Origin of the sequence: Paracidovorax citrulli (genome assembly GCF_900100305.1) — a bacterium.
Taxonomy (GTDB): domain Bacteria; phylum Pseudomonadota; class Gammaproteobacteria; order Burkholderiales; family Burkholderiaceae_C; genus Paracidovorax; species Paracidovorax citrulli.
Map to the genome: position 1 here is coordinate 241,674 of NZ_FNEY01000002.1, position 22,182 is coordinate 263,855.

17 protein-coding genes are annotated in these 22,182 nt (G+C 64.3%); 14 read left to right on the plus strand and 3 right to left on the minus strand.

Features of this window, described 5'->3' with window-relative positions; genetic code table 11:
- Positions 1 to 34: 34 nt before the first annotated feature.
- Genes BLR99_RS02340 through BLR99_RS02370 form a run of 7 tightly spaced genes read left to right on the plus strand, consistent with a single transcriptional unit; the run spans position 35 to position 8,800 of the window.
- On the plus strand, positions 35 to 1,240 hold the full coding sequence (locus BLR99_RS02340; protein ID WP_011794114.1) for a glycosyltransferase: 1,206 nt from the start codon (positions 35 to 37) through the stop codon (positions 1,238 to 1,240).
- Between the two features lie 16 nt (positions 1,241 to 1,256).
- The gene (gene asnB, locus BLR99_RS02345; protein ID WP_011794115.1) at positions 1,257 to 3,164 is read left to right on the plus strand and encodes an asparagine synthase (glutamine-hydrolyzing); all 1,908 of its coding nucleotides are present in this window, start codon (positions 1,257 to 1,259) and stop codon (positions 3,162 to 3,164) included.
- Positions 3,151 to 4,440, plus strand: coding sequence for a glycosyltransferase family 4 protein (locus BLR99_RS02350; protein ID WP_081436430.1), 1,290 nt, complete (start codon positions 3,151 to 3,153; stop codon positions 4,438 to 4,440). The genes asnB (BLR99_RS02345) and BLR99_RS02350 overlap by 14 nt, the downstream gene beginning before the upstream one ends.
- Before the next feature lie 42 nt (positions 4,441 to 4,482).
- Positions 4,483 to 6,369 carry an asparagine synthase (glutamine-hydrolyzing) gene (asnB, locus tag BLR99_RS02355; RefSeq protein ID WP_011794117.1) on the plus strand — a complete coding sequence of 629 codons (1,887 nt, stop codon included), beginning with the start codon at positions 4,483 to 4,485 and terminating at the stop codon, positions 6,367 to 6,369.
- A gap of 7 nt (positions 6,370 to 6,376) precedes the next feature.
- Entirely contained in the window at positions 6,377 to 6,556 is a 180-nt protein-coding gene (locus BLR99_RS02360) for a hypothetical protein (protein ID WP_041827238.1), read from the plus strand.
- A gap of 1 nt (position 6,557) precedes the next feature.
- Positions 6,558 to 7,694, plus strand: a complete 1,137-nt coding sequence (locus BLR99_RS02365) for a glycosyltransferase family protein (RefSeq protein ID WP_011794118.1) — start codon at positions 6,558 to 6,560, stop codon at positions 7,692 to 7,694.
- The gene (locus BLR99_RS02370; RefSeq protein WP_074686768.1) at positions 7,691 to 8,800 is read left to right on the plus strand and encodes a glycosyltransferase; all 1,110 of its coding nucleotides are present in this window, start codon (positions 7,691 to 7,693) and stop codon (positions 8,798 to 8,800) included. Before BLR99_RS02365 ends, BLR99_RS02370 begins: the two co-directional genes overlap by 4 nt.
- A 22-nt stretch (positions 8,801 to 8,822) precedes the next feature.
- On the opposite strand, the gene BLR99_RS02375 is transcribed toward BLR99_RS02370, so the two are convergent.
- The 3 genes from BLR99_RS02375 to BLR99_RS02385 all read right to left on the minus strand — a co-directional run bounded on the left by BLR99_RS02375 (position 8,823) and on the right by BLR99_RS02385 (position 13,444).
- On the minus strand, positions 8,823 to 10,664 hold the full coding sequence (locus BLR99_RS02375; RefSeq protein WP_011794120.1) for a glycosyltransferase: 1,842 nt from the start codon (positions 10,662 to 10,664) through the stop codon (positions 8,823 to 8,825).
- Between the two features lie 39 nt (positions 10,665 to 10,703).
- Positions 10,704 to 12,704 (minus strand): tetratricopeptide repeat protein, encoded by a 2,001-nt coding sequence (locus BLR99_RS02380; RefSeq protein ID WP_046060427.1) that lies wholly within the window; start codon positions 12,702 to 12,704, stop codon positions 10,704 to 10,706.
- Between the two features lie 134 nt (positions 12,705 to 12,838).
- The gene (locus BLR99_RS02385) at positions 12,839 to 13,444 is read right to left on the minus strand and encodes a TetR/AcrR family transcriptional regulator (RefSeq protein WP_046060467.1); all 606 of its coding nucleotides are present in this window, start codon (positions 13,442 to 13,444) and stop codon (positions 12,839 to 12,841) included.
- 363 nt (positions 13,445 to 13,807) lie between these two features.
- Here BLR99_RS02385 and BLR99_RS23630 point away from each other — a divergent pair, with 363 nt between their 5' ends.
- From BLR99_RS23630 to BLR99_RS02415, 7 genes are all read left to right on the plus strand, one after another.
- Complete coding sequence (locus BLR99_RS23630) at positions 13,808 to 13,942, plus strand: hypothetical protein (protein ID WP_258868841.1); 135 nt, start codon at positions 13,808 to 13,810, stop codon at positions 13,940 to 13,942.
- A 35-nt stretch (positions 13,943 to 13,977) separates the two neighbouring features.
- Entirely contained in the window at positions 13,978 to 15,333 is a 1,356-nt protein-coding gene (locus BLR99_RS02390) for an NAD(P)-dependent oxidoreductase (protein ID WP_011794122.1), read from the plus strand.
- Between the two features lie 49 nt (positions 15,334 to 15,382).
- The gene (gene preA / locus BLR99_RS02395; protein ID WP_046060428.1) at positions 15,383 to 16,711 is read left to right on the plus strand and encodes an NAD-dependent dihydropyrimidine dehydrogenase subunit PreA; all 1,329 of its coding nucleotides are present in this window, start codon (positions 15,383 to 15,385) and stop codon (positions 16,709 to 16,711) included.
- Between the two features lie 36 nt (positions 16,712 to 16,747).
- On the plus strand, positions 16,748 to 18,217 hold the full coding sequence (locus BLR99_RS02400; protein WP_011794124.1) for an NCS1 family nucleobase:cation symporter-1: 1,470 nt from the start codon (positions 16,748 to 16,750) through the stop codon (positions 18,215 to 18,217).
- Between the two features lie 75 nt (positions 18,218 to 18,292).
- Complete coding sequence (gene hydA / locus BLR99_RS02405; protein WP_011794125.1) at positions 18,293 to 19,753, plus strand: dihydropyrimidinase; 1,461 nt, start codon at positions 18,293 to 18,295, stop codon at positions 19,751 to 19,753.
- 19 nt (positions 19,754 to 19,772) lie between these two features.
- Positions 19,773 to 21,035, plus strand: coding sequence for a Zn-dependent hydrolase (locus BLR99_RS02410; protein ID WP_046060429.1), 1,263 nt, complete (start codon positions 19,773 to 19,775; stop codon positions 21,033 to 21,035).
- A 137-nt stretch (positions 21,036 to 21,172) separates the two neighbouring features.
- On the plus strand, positions 21,173 to 22,182 hold a 1,010-nt coding region (locus BLR99_RS02415; RefSeq protein ID WP_074686770.1), incomplete at its 3' end, for a peptidoglycan-binding domain-containing protein.

Here is a 22,182-nt window from a genome sequence, read left to right on the forward strand (position 1 = left end):
TTCAAAGACTTACTCGAGCGGCGTTAGGAACCTGATGAATATTTTGATGACCACAGCCGATCATTTGATGATTGATCGCAGGATAATCCAGGAGGCTAGGACCCTCATAGCGCATGGACATCATGTGACGTTGTTGGCAGGGTTTGAGTGCCCAAAGAGGGAGTCTTACATCCTTGAAGGCATCAGGGTCGAGCGTTTCGTCTATGACTGGTCTGATTCCCGGTTCGTTCGTATTGCAAGGAAGTTGAAGCTGCGTGCAGGCAGTCTCTTGCATAAGGCGGCCTGGAGGGTGTTCAGAATTTGGTCATACAGGATTTCCAGTCTGAACAGCTTTGATCAATATATTTTTGACCGAATGAGCGAGTATCAGGTGGACATAGTGCATGTTCATGACTATCCGATGCTGGCTGCGGGTGTCGCGCTTGCCAAGATGCGGGGGGTGAAGATCATATACGATGCTCACGAGCTGTATTACGCGCAAACCCAGTTGCCTGTGAGCATACAGGAAAAATACAAACAGAACGAATCACGCCTGATGAGGCACGTTGATGCAGCAATTACGGTCAATCCCTACATCGCAGATATCATCGCAAAGCGCTATTCCGTAAAAACGCCGTGGGTGATCATGAATGCGGCACCTCCCAGAGCGGTATCGCATGGCGACCTGCTCCGGGCGAGGTTCAATTTACCTTCTTCTACCCGTATTGTGGTGTATCAGGGATGGATTTCTGATAACCGGGGGATAGATTGTGCTGTTGAAGCTGCGAAGTATCTTGCTGAGAATATTGCTTTGGTCGTCATAGGTTATGGGGACTATGAGGCCACCCTCAGGAAAATGGTAGAGGACCATGATCTTTCGTCACGCGTTTTCTTCTATGGAGGGGTTCCTTCTGACGAGCTCCATGCTCTGACATGCGGTGCTGACTTGGGTATCATTCCCTACCATGGCGTTGACGAGAACAACTTTTTCTGCAGCCCCAATAAGCTCTTTGAATTCGCAGTGGCAAATATTCCCTTTGTGTGCAATGATTTGCCGTTTTTGCGGGATATTGTCGAGAAGTTCGGTAATGGTGTGATTTCTGACCTCCGAAGTCCGCAGGCTGCGGCCCAATCCATCAATCAGGTATTCGCTGATCCGGAAAAATTCTCCCGGATGAAGGAAGGCGCCGAATTGGCAGGAAGGGAACTGAACTGGGATGTGGAAGGCCGGAAGCTGATGGATATATACGCATCCCTGTAAGGCGTGAGGGTTTAATATGTGTGGAATTTTTGGCCTGATTGGCTGGCCCAATGTAAGCGAGGCGGTGGAGCGTGTCTCCCGTGCCATGGATACCATGGTCCATCGCGGACCTGACGGAGACGGACTTTACGTCCACGAAGAGGGCGGGGCCGTTTTCGGGCACCGACGGCTCGCGATTATCGATCCGGCCAACGGCAAACAGCCGATGACCACGTCGGATGGTAGATTCACGGTTGTTTTCAACGGTGCAATATATAATTATCTAGAACTCCGTCGAGAGCTGGTCGCGAAGGGGCATGCCATTGCCTCTTACTCAGATACCGAGGTGCTGCTGGCCGCCTACAGGGAATGGGGCGAACAGTGTGTCGACCGTTTTCAAGGCATGTTTGCATTCGCCATCTGGGATCTTTCTCGCCGAGAGGTGTTCTGCGCCCGGGACCGCGTAGGCATAAAGCCGTTCTACTATATCGATAGCGATGAATTCTTCTCTCTCTCATCGGAGATCAAGGCGTTTGTCGGGGCGGGATTGCTGGACGTTTCCTTGAACCAGGCTGCGCTGAAAGATTATCTCGCCTTTCAGTTCTGTCTGGGCGACAAGACACTCTTTTCGGGCGTGAAGAAGCTCGAGCCTGGATTCTGCCTGAAAATCAGCGTCCGGGACGGGCGCCGAGAGGTGGTCAAGAGGCAATATTGGGATGTCACTTATGATATCGACCAGGTCCACGACGAGTCCTGGTTCGTCGATCAACTTGCTGCCTTGATCGAGGATTCTACGCGGATGCATATTCGCTCCGATGTGCCTTTGGGGGCGCATCTTTCCGGCGGGCTGGACTCGAGCACAGTCGTCTGCTTGGTGGCGAAGATGCTGCAGGGCGAAAGCCTTCATACCTTCACCGGTACATTTCCCGATGGGCCGCAGTATGACGAGACAGAGCATGCCAAGGCGGTTTCCGCTTTTGCCGGCACGAACTATCACGAAATATCCATTCAGGGAGCAGATTTCTCCACTCTGTTCCCCAAATTGATGTATTTCATGGATGAGCCTGCCGCCGGGCCGGGACTCATTCCACAGTACCATGTTTCGAAACTGGCCTCCCAGCAGGTGAAAGTCGTGCTGGGTGGGCAAGGTGGAGACGAGCTCTTCATCGGATATGCCCGGTATCTGGTGGCGTATTTGGAGGCCTGCCTGCAGGGCGCGATCGATGAAAGTTTCCGCGACGGTCCGTATGCTGTCACATTGGAATCCATCGTTCCGAACCTGCCAGTATTGAAGGCTTACAAGCCCATGCTGCGGAAAAACTGGTCGCAAGGTCTTTTCGGTCCGGCGGCGGAGCGTTATTTTCAGTTGATCGACCGTGCGGAAGAGTCTGTAGGATTTTACTCCGCAGACGTCTTTGGTGGCGCGTACTCTGCTTACGACGAGTTCAATGCCATTTTCAATCGACCAGGTGTCGATTCGCTCATTAATAAAATGACCTATTTCGACCTGAAGGCGTCCTTGCCAGCCTTGCTTCATGTCGAAGATAGAACGAGCATGTCTGCTTCGATCGAGTCGCGGGTTCCCTTGCTTGATCATAGAATTGTCGAATTCATGGCGAGAATACCGCCCAATAAGAAATTCGCTGGAGGCCGGCTCAAGCATCTTTTCAAGTCGGCCACGAGAAACATCGTTCCCAAGAGTGTCATGCAGCGCAAGGATAAAATGGGGTTCCCGACTCCGTTGAATAATTGGACGCAGAGTGTTGCCAAGGAATATGTTGATGATTTGATTTTTTCTCGAAAAACCAGGGAGCGCGGAATATTCAATGTCGACCAGATCGACGCAGGCCAGGGCAGGCAGGGCGAATATGGCCGGGCGCTTTGGGGCATGATGTGCCTGGAGCAGTGGCATCGTAGTTTCAAGGACGGTGATGCCTTCCGGTGATCGCAATCCCGATAAGGTTTTGGTGCTCACTGCCGATCACGAAGTGGATCGCAGAATATTGCAGCAGATATCCCTGCTGGAAAGCGCTGGCTGGGATGTCAATTTGTATTCGCCGCTAGGCTCCTGTGTGGTGCCCTTTGCCGACGGGCAAGTTCCCGCCTCTCGTCCATCGCCGCGGGAGGCAGGAAACAGTCTGTTCAGATTCACGTATCGAATCTTCCGCGGAATTTTGGGCGATCGAGGCGTCGCTGCTGTCGTCAAGCGTTGCGTATGGAGACTCCTTTCCGGATCCTCTCGGTTTCTTGATCGATTTCATACGCTTTCGCTGCAGGAGTTGAAGCAGGCACCTCGGCCGCAGGTAATTATCGCGCACGACTTGCCTATGCTCCCCATGGGCGCCAGGCTTGCCGAGCACTTTTCTTGCCCGCTGATCTACGACAGCCATGAGTTCTTTCCTGGCCAGATCATGCCTTGGTGGGAATCGCGTGCCTGGAAAAATCTGGAAAAGAAGTACATCGGCCTGGCCGATGCCATCATTACGGTCAACGCATCCATTGCTGAAGTGATTGGACATCAATATGGAGTGGCCCCGGTACACGTCGTGCAGAACGTGGTGGATGCGCCGCCCGGTCTTTTCTCGGCCGAGAAGATGCTGCGGACCTCCATCGGTTTGGGGCACGAGGAAAGGATTGTTCTTTATCAAGGCGGCCTGTCCGCAGGACGAAATCTGCGAGCGATCGTGCTTGCCATGAAGAGTGTGAGGAACAAATCGATCCGCTTGGTCTTTCTTGGGGATGGCGAGGAGTTCGATGATTTGAAAGACCTTGTTCGAACCGAACGGTTGGATCAGCGGGTATTTTTCCATCCGCGCGTTGCTCAGGATTATCTTCCTTTTTATACTTCGGATGCCGATATAGGAATCATTCCGTATGTTGCAAACTGCCTGAACAACAGATTGTGCACTCCCAACAAGCTGTACGAATTCCTGGCTTTCGGGATTCCTGTTCTCGGTACCGATCTTGTCGAGGTACGCAGAATTCTGGACACGTATGAATGCGGGTGTGTCGTTGACATGGCTCGCCCTGAGAGTATCGGGGCTGCGATAGACGCCGTTTTTTCAGACCCGTGTGTCCTGGATGCATGGAAGAGAAATGTCAGGGTGGCGAGGCAGGAGTTGTCTTGGCAACGCGAAGGGGTACGATGGCTGGAGATCTTCGAGTCTGCGGTCAATAAAATGAATATGAGAGATGACAAGCCTGCAAGGCGTGTTTCTTGAATGAATCACGGCTTCTGCTGTTAAATGGAATAAAAATCGCTTATGTGCGGTATCGTCGGTGTGTTTTCCTCTGGAGATGACCCCGGCTCGGCTGGGCGGCCGGAGCGTTTTCTCAAGCTTCTGCAGCACCGGGGGCCTGATCAGCAGGCCTACGTTCGCATGCAGCACGGGGAGGGCCGCGGCTGGCTGGGTCATACGCGCCTCAAGGTCATCGATCTTTCCGATGCCGCAGGCCAGCCCATGTGGAGCGCGGATGGGCGCTATGCGCTCCTGTTCAACGGCGAAATCTACAACTATCGCGAATTGCGGCAGGAGCTTCGCATCAAGGGTACGCATTTCCGTACCGATTCGGATTCCGAGGTGCTGCTGCACGCCTGGCTTGCCTGGGGGCCGGATGTGCTTCCACGACTCGTCGGTATGTTTGCCTTCGTCATATACGACAGGGAAATGGCCACCTTGCACGGCGCGCGCGATGCTTTCGGCATCAAGCCCCTGTACTACCGCTGCGGCGGTAGGGACTTTAGTTTCGCCTCCGAGAGTTCGGTGCTTAGCTCCATGGGAATGCCCGGCTCCACAATGGATTGGCAAACCGCGTACGACTACCTGGTGCACGGCAACTACGATTCAGGAGAGCGAACTTTTTTTCAAGGCGTCCTGGCACTGCCGGCGGCCTACTGCTTTCGCTATGAGCTGAACACGTTCACATGGAAGGCTTGGCGATGGTGGAAGCCAACGATCGCGCAAGGGTCGTGCAGGTCTGTTGACGACGCAGCAGATGAGTTGCGCGCGTGTCTGCTGGACAGCGTGCGGTTGCATCTTCGCAGCGATGTCCCGCTGGGCGCTGCGCTGTCGGGAGGGCTGGACTCTTCCGCCATCGTCGGTTGCATGCGGCACCTGGAGCCGGACGCTCCCATCCATACGTTCAGTTTCGTCGCGCCCGGTAGCAGCACGTCGGAAGAGCGGTGGGTCGATCTGATGAACGACCACGTCGGGGCCCTGCACCACAAGGTGAGCATCGAGCCGGGGGAATTGGCCAGGGATCTTGAAGATTTGATCGCGACACAGGGTGAACCGTTCGGAAGCACCAGCATTTATGCCCAATACCGAGTATTTCAGCTGGCCCGGGAACATGGCATGACCGTAACATTGGATGGGCAGGGGGCCGACGAGTTGTGCGGGGGATACGCCGGTTATCCCGGTCCGCGGACGAGGAGTCTGTTGGACCAGGGCCGGTGGCTTGGTGCCGCCCAGTTCCTGCGTCGCTGGGGCCGCTGGCCGGACCGTGTGGAAAGCGATGGATGGAAAGCCGCCGCTGCTGAATACATGAGCGATGCCGCCTACCAAGCAGCGCGGCGCATGAATGGGGAGAACGCCTGTCCCGAATGGCTGGATGGAAGCATTCTTTCCGAGGCGGGTATCGTGATGCGCTTTCCGCGCCAGGTGCCGCACGTGACGGAGCGAGGCCGAAGGCTTCCCGCAGAGCTTGCCCGGTCCCTGCACGGGACAGGACTGCAAGAGTTGCTACGCCATGGTGATCGCAACTCGATGCGTTTCTCCATAGAAAGCCGCGTGCCTTTCCTGACCGTCAAGCTGGCGGACTTCCTTCTGGCGTTGCCTGAAGAGTACTTGGTCGCAGATGATGGGGAAACCAAGCATGTGTTGCGGAAGGCCATGCGCGGACTGGTTCCGCGGGCAATACTGGACCGGCGCGACAAGATCGGATTTGCCACCCCCGAGCATGCTTGGCTGCTGAACATGGCCCCACAGATCCGTGAATGGTTGCGCGTGCCGCTGGGAGTGCCCTTTCTACGCCAGCACGCGTTGCTGGAGGCGTTTGATTCCGTGGTGGCCGGCCGGCGTCCATACAGCTGGCAAGTATGGCGCTGGATCAATTTCGCGCGATGGCACGCGAGGCACTTTCCTTCGTGACGATCCCATGGATCGCTTTTCCTCCACGTGGTTTCCTGCGCTGCTGCCGCTGCAGCAGCGACTGGCCGTGCCGGTGCCCGGGGCTTCCGAGACTGTGCAGGCTGCCGGCACGACGCCCGATCGCTGCGGTGCGGGAAGGGGCTTTGCCCGACGCGGCGGCTTGCTGCCGCTGAAGAGGGCTTACTGACATGCGCGCGCTCATTCTCAGCACGCAATCATTCATTGATGGCGGCACCAAGGTCGGCTCGCAGTACCTGGCGCACGTACTTGCCGCAAACGGATGGCAAGTGGACTATGTGCCTACTTTGTCATCTCCGGTGGACCTCATCGGGCGGCAGCGCCACGCGCGTCTGGGCCGCGCATGGGGCGGGAAGCAGGCAGGTCGATTGGCCCCGGGACTGGTGGAGTGGAGCGTGCGCGCGCCCTTTCCCGCCCATCGCTGGTTTCTGCGGCATGCATGGCAACTGACTGCATATGGCAAGTGGTTGCCGCAACGTCTGCGGGACACGGACTATGACCTGTGCCTGGCGGACGTGGCTCCGAATCTGCTGCTGTTGCCACACGTCCGGGCGCGCGTGAACATCTGCCGGCTGAACGACTGGCCCTGGGGGTTTGCCAGGGATCTGCATCCGATAGTGCCGCGCCAGATCGAAGCCACGCTGGGCAGCGGCAGGTTCGCGGAAGTCTGGGCGGTGTCGCAGCCACTGCTGGGTTATGCCCAGTCGCTGCATTCGCCTGCCCAGGTCGTCCTCATGCCGAACGGTGTCGAGCCCGGGTTGCTGCCTGGGAGCGGCTCCAGGGGCGGCGCCCTCAAGCCGCGGAGCGCCGTGTACGTGGGTGCGATAGCCGCATGGTTCGACAGGGGGCTTCTTGCGGCGGTGGCGAGGCGGATGCCTGGATGGACATTCGACGTCTATGGCCCGGGAGGCGCTCCCAGGCCAGAAGATCCTCCCAACCTGCAATGGCGGGGCTGCCTCAGCCGGGACATGTTGCCGGACACCCTGGCGCAGTACGAGGTCGGACTCATTCCTTTTCAGGATGTCGACGGACGAATGCGATACGTGGAGCGCCCCATGAAGTTCTATGAGTACATTGCCGCAGGCCTGGGGGTGGCGAGCACGGACCTCGGCGCGTTGCGCCAGGGCATGGGGGATCTCGCGTGCTACGGCAACGGCGTGGATGGTTTCGTGCAAGCCATTGAGCAGGCCCGTGTCCAGGCTTCCGTGCGGCCCGCCGGGTTCCGGAAGATGTTCATCTCTGAAAACAGTTGGGATGCGCGCGCCCGTGACATGCAGGAGCGCCTCTCGGCGCTGTTGGCCCGATGACGGATGGCAGTGCAATTTCCCGGCACTACCTGCTCTACGACTTCATGCAGGTAGCCGGTGGCGCGGAGCGCGTGACGCTGACCCTGGCCGAAGCGTTTCCGGAGTTTCGTACGGTCGTGAGTCGCTGCTATCCCCAGGCCGACCCGCTGCTAAAGGCATCGTCCGCCCGGGTGCATGAACTGCGCGGAGGCTGGTCGGCCTGGCTGCCGCGGATCCTGGAAAGCATGTGGTGTTTCCGCGTACGCGCCCGGTGTCTGCGCGATGCCGAAACGGTGGTGTATAGCGGTTTCTATGCGCCGCTGGCTGTTCACCATCAGCGGCAGGGCCGGCGCATTTACTACTGTCACACCGTCCCCCGCTTTGCCTATGATCTCTATGAGAGCACGCTGGCGGGTTTTCCGGCGCCTTTGCGTCCGCTGTATGCGTTTTTCGTTCGCTGGTTCCGCTGGCAATACGAATCGGCTTTAGGGCGTATGGATTGCGTTCTGGTGAACTCAAACAATGTGCGCCAGCGCCTGCGCCACTACATTGGCCGGGATGCGGAGGTGGTTTATCCGCCGGTCGCCGTGGAGCATTTCCAGCCGATGGCTGACGGGGGCTATTACCTTTCCACCGCGCGCCTGGTGGCCAACAAGCGGGTGGATGTCGTCGTCCAGGCATTCCTGACCATGCCGGAGCGCCGGCTCGTCGTGCTGTCCGGAGGGCCTGAGACAGCGCGCCTGCAGGCGCTGGCAGCGGGAGCGCCCAACATTGTCTTTGCCGGATGGCAGTCGGACACAGCGTTGCGCCGCTGGGTCGGCGGCGCGCGCGCGGTGATCTATCTTCCCGTGGACGAGGACTTCGGCATGTCTCCGGTGGAGGCGATGGCCGCTGGCAAGCCAGTCATCGGAGTGGCGGAGGGAGGGCTGCTGGAAACGGTGTTGCCTGGCGAAACGGGGGTGCTGATGGGCAGCCCTCCCACACCTTTGGCGCTCGTGCAGGCGGTTGCGGAGGCTGAGGCTCTGATCGCAGCGAAGGGGTATCGCCTGCAGGCTGCCTGCGTGTCACGCGCGGAGCACTTCTCCGAGGCCCGGTTCATCGAACGTATGCGCGATATATTGAGATAGAAGGATCCACGGTAGTTCCGGGTCAATCCGCCACTTTGTCCGACCGTGCATGGGCAATGCACAACAGGGAAGACACTGCCATGTACCGCAGTGCATGGCGCCAGGACTGGAAGATTTTCGAGCGGTCCGTCTGGGCGGTGCGCAATGACAACGCCAGCTCGGCCACTCGCATGCCGCGGCGTCTGAGCAGCAGCAGGGTGCCGATGTCCTGATAGTCCAGCAGCGTGGCTTCCGTGGAGGTCGCGACCTGCAGTGCCGCACGGTTGTAGAGCCGGAAACCGGATACGAAATCCCGCAGACCGAAGCCGGTAAGCCGTCGGAACCATTGCCAGGCCAGATCGCGCACCCAGCTGTTGCGGGCGGGAAAGTAGCTGACGATCACGTCAGCGGCAGCGCGGTGCGCCAGCAGTGCAGGAATTTCCTCCGCTTCGTAGCGGCCGTCTGCGTCGATGGTGACCACTGTCTCGTATCCGCGTGCCAGGCCGAAGCGCAGGCCAGTCTGCAAGCTTCCCCAGGTGGTCATGGCGAGCAGGGGCCGCAAAACCTGGGCACCCGCATTCTCGGCCAGGTGGCACGTGCCGTCGGTGCTGCGGTCGTCCACCACGAGCACGTCGGCCTGCACCAGGGAACGGATCCGCGCAATGAGCGCGCCGATGGTGGCCGCATGGTTGCGGGTGGAAATCACCACCAGCGGTTGGCCCTGGACCGCCTTAAGGACTTCGCCGGGGGCAACGTGCCGGTACTGCACGGCCAGTGCGCGCTCGCACCGGCGTATATCGAACGATTGGAGCAGCGCCTGATGGCCGGCCTCGCCCAACTGGCGCCTCAGGCGGGCGTCGTGCTGCAGCCGTGCGATGGTGCTGCGCCAACTGTCAACATCCTCGATGGGCACGTGCAGGCCCGCATGCGCGTAAGACACCACCCAAGGCATGCCCGAGCCGGGGAGGTCGGTCACGATACAGGGCTTGCGATGCATCATCGCCTCCAGCAGAACGATGCCGAACGCTTCGGTCCGTTCCCTGGAGGCGAGGCAGAAGACATCGCAATCGCGCAGTAGCCCGTGTTTTTCAGATTCCTGGACGGCCCCCAGCAACCGCACCCTGGACTCTTGTCCCGGCGGCCTCGTGTCACGTATCAGCGCTTCCAGGTGCGGGCGCAATTCCCCTTCGCCCGCGATCAGCAATTCCACCTCCGGTAAGGCCTGGACGGCCTGAATCAGCGTCTCGAAGCCCTTGTAATAGGTCAGCCTTCCGATGGAGAGCAGGCGCAGTGCCGTCCCGGCCTTCCAGCGCATGGCCGGAGCCAGGGCTTCCGGCGGCTGTGCGTGCTGGAGCTTGGTGCCCAGCGGTATGACGGAGCATTTGCCGCGCCAGGGCTGCAGGGCAGGCGATGCGTCGAGATACGGCGGCGAGGTGGCGAAGATGAGGTGGGCGCGGTCGAGGACAGCATGCTCGAAAGGCTTGTAGAGCATGTAGGCCAGTGCCACCGAAAGCTTGATGTCCGACACCACCACGTCGGAATGCCAATGCACCACATATGGCACCTTGCGTGCGGCGGGCAGAGTGAGCGCCCAGAGCGCCGAGTTGTTCGGCAGGTGCAGATGCAGGATGTCCGGGCGGAACTGGCGTATGGCTCGTGCCAGGGCCTTGCGGAATCCAATGGCAATCGGAGCATAGACGAGGTTGAACTGCACGGGCACCCGCACGAGCCATGGCGGATCGCCGGGCAGGGGCGTGCCATGCACCAGCGCGCATGCATCGATACCCTGGGCCCGCTGGGCCTCGATCAGCTCGGCGAGAAAGATCTCCATGCCACCGAGGTGTGGCGGAAAGAACTTGCCGATGTGCAGTACGCGCAGCGCCATATGTCCGGGGCCTTCGTGCGAAGGGCAGGCCGAGGCCGCCTACTTCCTGGCGGCGGCGATCTGCGCGCGCACTTGCGGGTACTGCGGATTGCGCGGGTCCAGGGCGATGGCCCGGTCCAGATCCTTCAGGCTGTCGTCCAGCTTGCCGGCGGCGCGATAGGCCATGGCACGACCGTAATAGGCCACTGCGGCATTCGGTGTCCGTGCCAGGATCTGGTTGAAGGTGGCGATGGCTGCCTGGACGTCTCCCTTGCCGACCTGCGCCATGCCCGTGCCCAGCGCGACGCGCTGGCTCTGGGGGTTCATCTTTTGCAGCGTCGCGAAATCGCGCAACGCATCGTCGAACCGGTTCGCCCCGATGGCGGATTCGGCCCGGCGCAGCAGCATCGCTTCGCGGATGCGGTCCATGTCCTTGCCGCTCACGCCTTCGCCCGCCTGGGCCATGCCGGTGTTGAAGCTGTCATACGCTGCAGCGAACAATCCCAGCGCGAACTGGGATTCGCCACGCTGGTAGTAGAGCTGGGAGTCCTTGTAGCCCTGTTTTTCCGCCTCATCGAATGCCGCGATGGCTTCCGCATGCTTGTTCTGGCGCTGCAGTGCCGCACCGAGGTTGAAGCGCGCGGTACCGCGCAGGGCACCCAGTGCCTCGGCCGTGGCGAATGCCCTCTGCGCTTCGGCCATGGAACCGCGTTCCAAGTGGTAGGCCCCCAGGTTGAGGAAGGGGCGCCAGCGGCCTACCGCGCTTGCGGGAGCCTTGAGGTCGGTCTTCTCGGCAGCATCGGTCCAGGCGGTGTAATCGTCACGCAGGGAGGCGGAGCGCTCGAAGGCCAGCAGGGCGAACACCAGGCCCACGATCGCGCCCAGCATGTAGACGGCGCGGGGCTTGAAGCCGGTGAGCACGATGGCGATCAGGATGGGGACCGCGACAGCCCAGAGGTAGCTTCGGTAGAGGACGAACGGATCCTGCACCCAGACCGTGGCGAATTCGGTGAAATACAGCAGCAGGGGGAACAGCAGGGCAACGCCCGCGAGGCTGAGGGCGCCGCGGCGGCGCAGCACGGCCCATACCGCCACGACCCACAGGGCCACATAGCCCAGCAGGCCCAGCACCTGCGGGAACGCGGTGAACGAGAGAGGGAAGGCGGGGTGCAGGTCCACCGACATCCACATCACGTTGGGAACGAACCACAGGAGACCGTAGGCGAAGAACAGGGCGGCCTCGTTCAGGATGCTGAGCGGGTACATGCGCTGGGTGATCCCGGGGCTGAGGAGTTCCAGCTGCCGCGTGAGATCGATCGAGCGCTGGTCGAACACCTTGCCGATGAGGTCGCCATAAAAGCTGAACAGGACAGCCGCCGCCACCGCGACCAGCAAGGCGGCAACGCCCGCGACGGCAGCCACGGTGCGCCACGCCGGCCGCTTGACATGGATGTACAGAGGCACCGCCATGGCCGCCACCATCACCGCATGCTCCTTCGACAGCACCGCCGCCGCATAGGCCACGACGGCGCCGGCATACCAGGCGGCCCCGCGGCCCGACAGGCCGCGCACGAAGCACCAGCACGCCAGCACTGCGAAGAACGTGGCCATGACGATGGAGCGCTGCACGAGGTAGGCCACCGCGTACACCGCCATGGGGTTGACCGCGAAGAGCGCCACGCCCACGCGCACGGCGGCAAGCCGCGATGCGCCGAAATGCGGCTGGGCCTCGAATTCCTCGGGGAAGCGTGTGTGCGTGAGCAGGTCGCGCACGAGGGCATAGAGTGCCGCCACGGTGCCCAGGTGCAGGGCGATGTTCACGAGGCGCTGCTTCCACCATCCGGCGCCGGCCAGGCCGTCCACCCAGACGAAGCTGCCGTAGGACAGCAGGCGCTGCTTGAAGGCGAGCAGGTTCCCGTAGCTGCCGAAGATGGTGCCGTCGGTCAGGGCCAGATCGTCGAACAGCAGCGCGTGGTCCCAGCCGGGCAGGTAGATGGCCAGGACGGCCGCCACGACGGCGATACCGAAGACGATGAGGGAAACGGATGGTTTGGTGGCCATGGCGGTGAGTGCGTGACGGCGGAAGACGGACGGCGCAGGGCGTGCGGGCGCACCGTGCAACCGCGGGACGCGGAAGTCTAAGCGATGGGGCGGGGAGCGCTGCCGTGGGGCGCTCCCCGCCCTGCGGGCGCGCCTCAGGCGGGCGGGGCGCTGTCCGGCGCCAGGCCCGCAAGCACCATGTGGCAGATCAGCGCCTCGGCATGCGCGTAGTCCCGCTCGGTCAGGGCCGGCTTGCCCAGCAGCAGGGCGAACTGCGCCTGCTGGTCGGCATACGCCTGGGTGACCGACCAGATGATGAACATCAGGTGCGTGAAGTTCACGCGGGCGATGCGGCCTTCCCGCGCCCAGCGCTCGAAGGTGCGCACGTCGTTGCGCAGCACGGGGCCCACGCGTTCGGCGATGACGTCGCCGTACCGCGGCGCGCCGGCGATGACCTCCTTGGCGAACACCTTGGCGGCGTTCGGGCGTTCCAGCGACGACCGGAGCTTGGCCCGGATATAGCGGCGCAGGGCTTCGGAGGGGTCTTCGCCGTGCGACATCTCCTCCATGCCGTCCAGCCACTGGGTGAGCACGTCGTCCAGCACACGCCGGTAGAGCGCTTCCTTGTTCGGGAAATAGTAGAGCAGGTTGTGCCGGCTGATGCCGGCGGCGGCAGCGATGCTGTCGAGCGAGGCCCCTTCGAAGCCGAACTGGGCGAAGTGGCTCTCGGCCTCGGCGAGGATGGCCTGCTCTTTGCGCAGCCGCGCGGGCGAGGGCGCGCGGGCCGCATCGGTGGCGGGGCGGGGCGCAGGGGCGGGGACCGTAGCGGAGTCCGGCGCTGGAGCTGTTTCGGAAGAGGCTGCAGGGCCTGCCGGCGGCGCGGCCGGGCGGCGGGGGGCTTCGGTGGTGCGGGCGTGCACAGGGGCAGGGCGGGACGGCGGTCTTCGGGGGCTCATGCGCACCATTGTGGTCCGGTACGGGAGGGATTCGCGCCAGGGCGCGGCACTGGCGGCTGGCACGGCGCTTGCTGTCCGGGATTTTACCAATAGGTAAGTTTTTACTGGTTGGTAAATTGCAAGCCACACCGGCGGGCCATGCATCCGCCACCACGAGCGAGGACCACGATGACCCCTTCGCCTTTCCTGCCGCCCCGCATCCGCGGGCGTGCCGCCGTTCCGGCGTTCTCCGCGGGCCGCCGCCGGGCTGGCCGCTTCCACCGCACGCCCCAGGCGCGCGCTTCCTCCCCCCTGCCTTCCTGATCCCCGAGCGGGACATACGACACAGGAGCCTTCCGATGGAAACGACGACCGCGAGCGTTGGCTGCGGCGTGCATGGCGCACGCCTGGACCTGGCCGCCTACGCACACAACTTCAGCGACGCGCACCCTCCGCTCACCCGCCCGCAGGCGCTGATCGAGGCCGAGCGCTGCTACTACTGTTACGAGGCGCCCTGCGCCACGGCCTGCCCGACGGGCATCGACGTGCCGTCCTTCATCCACCGCATCGCGCAGGGCAACGAGCGTGGCGCGGCGCGCGCGATCCTGGAGGCCAACCCGCTGGGCGGCATGTGCGCCCGGGTCTGCCCGACGGAAGTGCTGTGCGAGCAGGCCTGCGTGCGCAACGTGAACGAGGACAAGCCGGTGGAGATCGGCGCACTGCAGCGGTATGCGACGGACGCGCATTTCGCGCAGCCGGGCGCGCCGCTCTTCACGCGCTCCGCGTCCACGGGCCGGCGCGTGGCCGTGGTGGGTGCCGGCCCCGCGGGCCTGGCCTGCGCGCACGGACTGGCGCGGCGCGGGCACGACGTGATGCTGTTCGACGCGCGGCCCAAGCTCGGCGGGCTCAACGAATACGGCCTCGCGAGCTACAAGACCACGGGCGGCTTCGCGCAGAAGGAAATCGAGTGGCTGCTGTCCATCGGCGGCATCGAACCGCGCTGCGGGCAGGTGCTGGGGCGCGACATCACGCTCGCGGGGCTGCTGCAGGCTTATGACGCGGTGTTCCTCGGCCTCGGGCTGGCGGGCGTGAACGCGCTGGGCATCGCCGAGCCGCAGGCGGAAGGACTGCGCAATGCGGTGGACTTCATCGCCGACCTGCGGCAGGCGCAGGACCTCTCCACGCTGCCCGTGGGCTGCCGCGTGGTGGTGGTGGGCGGCGGCATGACGGCGGTGGATGCCGCCGTGCAGGCCGCCAAGCTCGGCGCGGAGGAGGTGACCATGGTCTATCGCCGCGGGCAGGAGAGCATGTCCGCCTCGCTCGTGGAGCAGCAGTGGGCGCAGACGAATGGCGTCACGGTGCGGTACTGGGCCGCGCCGAAGGAACTGCTCTGCGAAGGCGGGGCGGTGCGCGGCGTGCGATTCGCGGCCACGGCGGTGCGGGGCGGGCGCCTGGTGGAAACCGGCGAGACCTTCGCGCTCGAGGCGGACATGGTGCTCAAGGCGATCGGCCAGAGCTATCTCTCCGAATACGCCGGCGCCGAGGTGGCGCTGAGTCAGGGCCGCATCGCCACCGATGCCGACGGCCGCACCAGCGTGCCGCGCGTCTGGGCTGGCGGCGACTGCCGTGCCGGCGGGCGCGACCTCACCGTGGAAGCCGTGGAGCACGGCAAGGTGGCCGCGGTGTCCATCCACGAAGCGCTGCTGGCGGCCTGAAAGCCGCCGCCGACCCCACGACCCCCGGAGCAAGACAACGGAGAAACACATGGCAGACATCCGCAGCGATTTCCTCGGCATCCGCAGCCCGAACCCCTTCTGGCTGGCCTCCGCGCCGCCGACGGACAAGGAGGTGAACGTCACCCGCGCCTTCGAGGCGGGCTGGGGCGGCGTGGTCTGGAAGACCTTGGGCGAGGACCCGCACGTGGTCAACGTGAACGGCCCGCGCTATTCCACCCTCATGTCGCAGGACCGGCGCGTGATCGGGCTCAACAACATCGAGCTGATCACCGACCGGCCGCTGGCCGTGAACCTGGAGGAGATCCGCCGCGTGAAGCGCACCTGGCCGGACCGCGCGATGATCGTCTCGATCATGGTGCCTTGCGTGGAAGAGAGCTGGAAGCGCATCCTGCCGATGGTGGAGGACACGGGCGCGGACGGCATCGAGCTGAACTTCGGCTGCCCGCACGGCATGAGCGAGCGCGGCATGGGCGCGGCCGTGGGCCAGGTGCCCGAATACATCCAGATGGTCACGCAATGGTGCAAGCACTACACGCACCTGCCGGTGATCGTGAAGCTCACGCCCAACATCACCGACGTGCGGCAGCCGGCCCGTGCGGCGCGGGCCGGCGGAGCGGACGCGGTGTCGCTCATCAACACCATCAATTCCATCATGGGCGTGGACCTGGACCGCATGGCGATGAGCCCGAACACCGGTGGGCAGGGGTCGCACGGCGGCTACTGCGGGCCGGCCGTCAAGCCCATCGCGCTCAACATGGTGGCCGAGATCGCGCGCGACGAGCAGACGGCGGGCCTGCCCATCAGCGGCATCGGTGGCGTGAGCACCTGGCGAGACGCGGCCGAGTTCATCGCCCTGGGCTGCGGCACCGTGCAGGTCTGCACGGCCGCGATGGTCTATGGCTTCAAGATCGTGCAGGACATGTGCGACGGGCTGTCCAATTTCATGGATGCGCACGGCTACCGGACGATCGAGGACTTCCGCGGCGGCGCCGTGCCCACGGTGAAGGACTGGAAGCAGCTCGACCTCAACCACATCGACAAGGCCGTGATCAACCAGGATGCGTGTATCCAGTGCGGCCGCTGCCACGTGGTGTGCGAGGACACTTCGCACCAGGCGATCACCTTCACCCGGGAGGGCGGGGTGCGCAGGTTCGAGGTGGACGAATCCGAGTGCGTGGGCTGCAACCTGTGCGTCTCGATCTGCCCGGTGCCCGAGTGCATCACCCTGCGCAGTCTGCAGCCGGGCGAGGTCGATGCACGCACGGGCAAGGTGGTCAGCGGCGAGTATGCCAACTGGACCACGCATCCCAACAACCCGCAGCGCGTCGCTACGGCCACGGCCACGGTCGCCGCCTGACGTCATCCATCCAGCCCCTCATTCAGGAGTGACGACATGATGAACAGTCCAGGCGGCGCGGCACCGATGGCAACCGCAACCACCACCTTTCCGGGCGGGCAGGACGCATCGCTCGCGAACGAAGACCTGCTGCCCACCACCGCTGCGCAAAGACACTGGGCCTGGAAGGACTATGCCGCCCTGTGGATCGGCATGGTGGTCTGCGTGCCCACGTACACCATGGCCAGCTCCATGCTGGACCAGGGCTTTTCCTGGCAGATGGCCGTGTGGCTGGTGTTCCTGGCCAACTGCATCGTGCTGGTGCCCATGGTGCTGATCGGCCGCGTGGGCCCGAAGTACGGCGTGCCATTCCCGGTGCTGGCGCGGGCCCCGTTCGGCGTCAAGGGCGCCAACCTGCCGGCGGTGCTGCGCGGACTGGTGGCCTGCGGCTGGTTTTCCATCAACTGCTATTTCGGGGCGCTGGCGCTGCACGGCTTCCTGAACATCCTGGGCCTGGGGCTCCCGGGGCCTGCCGAGGGGCAGACCATCAGCACCTCGCAGTTCGTGTGCTTCCTGGCCTTCTGGGCCGTGCACATCTGGTTCATCTGGAAGGGGCCGGAGTCGATCCGCAAGCTGGAGGTGATCGCGGCGCCGCTGATGATCGCGGCGTCCGTCCTGCTGGTGGTCGTGCTGCTGGTGCGCGTGCCGCCCAGCCAGCTGTTCAACCTGCCCGCCAAGGTAGTGGAGGGCGGGCCCAGGACATGGGCCGCGCTGACCGGCCTGGTAGGGTTCTGGGCCACGCTGGCGCTGAACATTCCCGACTTCACGCGCTTCGCCCGCTCGCAGAAGGACCAGGTGCTGGGCCAGGCCATCGGCCTGCCCATTCCCATGGCGCTGTTCTCGATGGTGGGCGTGATCGGCTTCTCGGCATCGGCCATCCTGTATGGCAAGGCGCAGCTGTTTCCGGACGGCCTGCTCACGCAGATGGGCAGCGTGGCCGCCGGGCTGGGCCTGCTGGTGATCCTGCTGGCCAACCTGACGACGAACGTGGCGGCCAACCTGGTGTCGCCCTCCTATGATTTCAGCCAGATCGCGCCGTCGAAGATCAGCTTCCGCATGGGCGGCGTGATCGCCGCGCTGCTCGGCCTGCTGTTCATGCCCTGGAAGCTGCTGGCCACGTCCGGAAGCTACCTCTTCGTCTGGCTGGGCGGCTACGGCACGCTGCTGGGCGCCATCGCCGGCATCCTGCTGGTCGATTACTACCTCGTGCGCAAGACCCAGCTGAAGGTGGAAGACCTCTACCGCCGCGGCGGCGACTACGAATACACCAACGGCTGGAACGTGCACGCGCTCGTGGCTTTCCTGCTCGGCGTGCTGCCGTGCCTGCCGGGCTACCTGGCCGTGTCGGGCGTGGTGGACAAGGCCGGCATGCCCGCCATCTGGCTCACGCTGTTCGACTCGGGCTGGTTCTTCAGCCTCGCCGTGGCAGGCCTGTACTACTTCGCGACCGCCCGGAGGCCGCGGTAGCGGCCCCGCCGGCCCGCCGCGGCGCAGCGCTCTGCCCGCGGCCGGGCACTTTCCTTCCAGAGACAAGGAGAACCCATGACCCCCAGCCTTCTGATCCGCGGCGGCACCGTGGTGAACGCCGACCGCGAGGAGCGTGCCGACGTGCTGTGCGTGGACGGCCGCATCGAGGCCGTGGGCGGTGACGCCGCCCGGCTCGCACCCTCGGGCACGCAGACGCTCGATGCCGGCGGCCAGTACGTGCTGCCCGGCGGCATCGATCCGCACACGCACATGCAGTTGCCCTTCATGGGCACCGTGACGATGGACGACTTCTACACCGGCACGGCAGCGGGGCTGGCCGGCGGGACGACCACCATCATCGATTTCGTGATCCCCGATCCGAAGGAGCCGCTGATGGATGCCTACCGCAAGTGGCGCGGATGGGCCGAGAAATCCGCCGCGGACTATTCCTTCCATGTGGCCGTGACCTGGTGGAGCGACCAGGTGCATGCGGACATGGGCACCCTGGTGCGCGAGGAAGGCGTGAACAGCTTCAAGCACTTCATGGCCTACAAGAACGCGATCATGTGCGACGACGAGACGCTGGTGAACAGCTTCAAGCGCGCGCTGGAACTGGGCGCCATGCCCACCGTGCATGCGGAGAACGGGGAGCTGGTCTACCTGCTGCAGCAGGAGGTGGCCAAGATGGGCATCACCGGCCCCGAGGGCCATCCGCTGGCCCGCCCACCCATGGTGGAGGCCGAGGCCGCCAACCGCGCCATCGCCATCGCCGACGTGCTGGGCGTGCCGATCTACGTGGTGCACGTGAGCTGCGCCGAGGCGGCCGAGGCGATCGCCCGGGCCCGCGCGCGTGGCCAGCGCGTGTTCGGGGAAGTGCTGGCGGGCCACCTGCTGGTGGACGACAGCGTGTATCGCGATCCGGACTTCGCCACTGCCGCGGCCCACGTGATGAGCCCGCCCTTCCGGCCACGCGCGGGCGGCCACCAGGAGGCGCTGTGGCGCGGCCTGCAGTCGGGCCAGTTGCACACCACGGCCACCGACCACTGCACCTTCTGCGCCGCCCAGAAGGCCATGGGGCGCGACAATTTCGCGAAGATTCCGAACGGCACGGGCGGCGTGGAGGAGCGCATGGCCGCGATCTGGGACGGCGGAGTGAACACCGGCCGCCTGACACCCAGCGAATTCGTGGCGATCACGTCCGCCAACGCTGCGAAGCTGTTCAACATCTATCCGCGCAAGGGCTTCGTGGGCCCGGGCGCGGACGCCGACCTCGTGCTGTGGGACCCGGAAGGTACCAAGACCTTCTCGGCCAAGACCCAGCACAGCAAGGGCGATTTCAATATCTTCGAGGGCCGCACCGTGCGCGGCATTCCCAGCCACACCGTCAGCCAGGGGCGCGTGGTGTTCGCGCGGGGCGACCTGCGCGCCGAGCAGGGCGCGGGCCGCTATGTGCACCGCCCGGCCTTCGGCGCGAACTTCCAGGCCGTGCACAAGCGTGCGCAGGACCTGGCCCCCAGCGCCGTCGCGCGCGCCTGAGAACGGACAAGGAAAACCCATGGACACGACCACCACCGACAAGACCGACATCCACCAGCTGCGCGTGAATGGCGAGCGCCTCTGGGATTCGCTCATGGAACTCGCGCAGATCGGCGCCACGCCCAAGGGCGGCGTCTGCCGCCTCACGCTCACCGACCTGGACAAGCAGGGCCGCGACCTCGTCACGCGCTGGGCGCGCGAGGCGGGCATGTCCGTCACCATCGACAAGATCGGCAACGTCTTCATGCGCCGCCCGGGCCGCGACGACAGCCTGCCGCCCATCATGACCGGCAGCCACATCGACACCCAACCCACGGGCGGCAAGTTCGACGGCAACTACGGCGTGCTGGCCGGCATCGAAGTGGTGCGCACGCTCAACGACCATGGCATCGAGACCGAGGCGCCCATCGAGGTCGCCTTCTGGACCAACGAGGAAGGCAGCCGCTTCGTGCCCGTGATGATGGGCTCGGGCGTGTTCGCCAAGGCCTTCACGCTGGAGCACGCCTACGCCGCCACCGATACCGAGGGCAAGACCGTGAAGGGCGAGCTGGAGCGCATCGGCTACATCGGCGACCAGGAGCCCGGCGACCATCCCATCGGCGCGTATTTCGAGACCCACATCGAGCAGGGCCCGGTGCTGGAAGACCACGGCAAGACCATCGGCGTGGTGACGGGCGTGCTCGGCATCCGCTGGTACGACTGCACCGTGACAGGCATGGAGGCGCACGCCGGCCCGACGCCCATGGCCCTGCGCCGCGATGCCCTGCAGGTGGCCACTCGGCTCATGCAGGAGGTGGTGGCCTGCGCGCACCGCCATCCGCCGCATGGCCGCGGCACGGTGGGCATGGTGCATGTGCACCCCAACAGCCGCAACGTGATCCCGGGGCAGGTCAAGTTCAGCATCGACCTGCGCAACGCCACCGACGCCGAGTGCGACAGCATGGACCAGGACATCCGCGCCGTGGCCGCCCGGCTCTCGCAGGAAACGGGGCTGCCCATCCAGATCGACCTGGTTTCCAATTATCCCGCCCAGCCGTTCCATGCCGAGTGCGTGGAGGCCGTGGGCCGCGCAGCGGAGCGACTGGGCTATTCCCACATGCCCGCGGTGTCCGGCGCCGGCCACGATGCCGTGTACATGGCGCGCCTGGCGCCGGCCGGCATGATCTTCATCCCGTGCAAGGACGGCATCAGCCACAACGAGATCGAGGATGCCCAGCCCGGGCACATCACCGCCGGCTGCAACGTGCTGCTGCACGCGATGCTGGAACGGGCCGGCACCTGATGCCTCGCGGGCCGCCGTGCCGGGGGGGGGGCGATGCATACGCACGTTGTTACATATTTCCCTCGGTAGTCGGGTTGGCGAAGGGTGGGGGCTCCCATAACGTCCGACCCTTTGCCATTTCCTTTTCTTTTTCCATCATGAATCCGTCCTCGACCCCGTCGTCCTTCTCTTTCCTGCGCGCCGGCACCCTGCTGGCCGCGACCCTGTCCGCCGCCCTGCTGGCCGGCTGCGAGACCACGAACATGCGCATGGGCAGCGCGGAATCGAAGACGGTGGCGACGGGCGCGGCGGCCGGGGAGTCGTCGGCGAACGCGAACACGCAGCTGGAGCGCTGCGCCTCGCCGCTGGGCACGGTGTCGCTGGTGGAGAACCAGGACGCGGGCTGGTACACGATCCTGCGCAACGAGTACCGGCTGCCGCCGACGTCGAACCTGCTGCGCCTCCTGATCCAGCAATCGAACTGCTTCGTGGTGGTCGAGCGCAGCATGGCGGGGATGGGGGCGATGAACCGCGAGCGCGCGATCATGCAGTCGGGCGAGATGCGCGGGGGCAGCAACTTCGGGCAGGGCCAGATGGTGGCGTCGGACTACGGGCTGTCGCCGGAGATCATCTTCTCCAACAGCGACGCGGGCGGCATCGGAGGTGCGCTGGGCGCGCTCATCGGTGGCGGCGGCGGCCGGGCGATCGGCGCGCTGGGCGGAGCGCTGAAGACGCGCGAGGCCAGCGCGATGCTGACGCTGGTGGACAACCGCTCGGGCGTGCAGGTGTCGGTGTCGGAGGGCAGCGCGTCCAAGAGCGACTTCGCGGGCTTCGGCGGCCTGTTCGGGGGCTCGGCCGGGGGCGGCCTCGGGGGCTATCAGAACACCTCGCAAGGCAAGGTGCTGACGGCGGCGTTCATGGATGCGTACAACCAAATGGTCATGGCGCTGCGCAACTACAAGGCGCAGAAGGTGCAGGGCCAGGGGCTGGGCGGTGGCGGCCGGCTGGGCGTGGACGGGGGCATGGCGCCGTCGCAGACGAAGGCGGGCGCGGCGATGTCGGTGCGCGAGGCGCAGGCGCGGCTGAACGCGCTGGGCTACGACGTGGGCGCGCCGGACGGGGGCATGGGCCCGAAGACGGCGAACGGGCTGCGGGCGTTCCAGAAGGA

What these genes read in the sequence shown, in the direction of transcription:
- BLR99_RS02365 (WP_011794118.1), top strand. Translation starts at nt 6,558, where the DNA reads ATGCGCGCGCTCATTCTCAGCACGCAATCATTCATTGATGGCGGCACC.
- BLR99_RS02350 (WP_081436430.1), top strand. Translation starts at nt 3,151, where the DNA reads ATGCCTTCCGGTGATCGCAATCCCGATAAGGTTTTGGTGCTCACTGCC.
- BLR99_RS02340 (WP_011794114.1), top strand. Translation starts at nt 35, where the DNA reads ATGAATATTTTGATGACCACAGCCGATCATTTGATGATTGATCGCAGG.
- preA (WP_046060428.1), top strand. Translation starts at nt 15,383, where the DNA reads ATGGCAGACATCCGCAGCGATTTCCTCGGCATCCGCAGCCCGAACCCC.
- asnB (WP_011794115.1), top strand. Translation starts at nt 1,257, where the DNA reads ATGTGTGGAATTTTTGGCCTGATTGGCTGGCCCAATGTAAGCGAGGCG.
- BLR99_RS23630 (WP_258868841.1), top strand. Translation starts at nt 13,808, where the DNA reads ATGACCCCTTCGCCTTTCCTGCCGCCCCGCATCCGCGGGCGTGCCGCC.
- BLR99_RS02360 (WP_041827238.1), top strand. Translation starts at nt 6,377, where the DNA reads ATGGATCGCTTTTCCTCCACGTGGTTTCCTGCGCTGCTGCCGCTGCAG.
- BLR99_RS02380 (WP_046060427.1), bottom strand. Translation starts at nt 12,704, where the DNA reads ATGGCCACCAAACCATCCGTTTCCCTCATCGTCTTCGGTATCGCCGTC.
- BLR99_RS02370 (WP_074686768.1), top strand. Translation starts at nt 7,691, where the DNA reads ATGACGGATGGCAGTGCAATTTCCCGGCACTACCTGCTCTACGACTTC.
- asnB (WP_011794117.1), top strand. Translation starts at nt 4,483, where the DNA reads ATGTGCGGTATCGTCGGTGTGTTTTCCTCTGGAGATGACCCCGGCTCG.
- BLR99_RS02400 (WP_011794124.1), top strand. Translation starts at nt 16,748, where the DNA reads ATGATGAACAGTCCAGGCGGCGCGGCACCGATGGCAACCGCAACCACC.
- BLR99_RS02410 (WP_046060429.1), top strand. Translation starts at nt 19,773, where the DNA reads ATGGACACGACCACCACCGACAAGACCGACATCCACCAGCTGCGCGTG.
- BLR99_RS02375 (WP_011794120.1), bottom strand. Translation starts at nt 10,664, where the DNA reads ATGGCGCTGCGCGTACTGCACATCGGCAAGTTCTTTCCGCCACACCTC.
- hydA (WP_011794125.1), top strand. Translation starts at nt 18,293, where the DNA reads ATGACCCCCAGCCTTCTGATCCGCGGCGGCACCGTGGTGAACGCCGAC.
- BLR99_RS02390 (WP_011794122.1), top strand. Translation starts at nt 13,978, where the DNA reads ATGGAAACGACGACCGCGAGCGTTGGCTGCGGCGTGCATGGCGCACGC.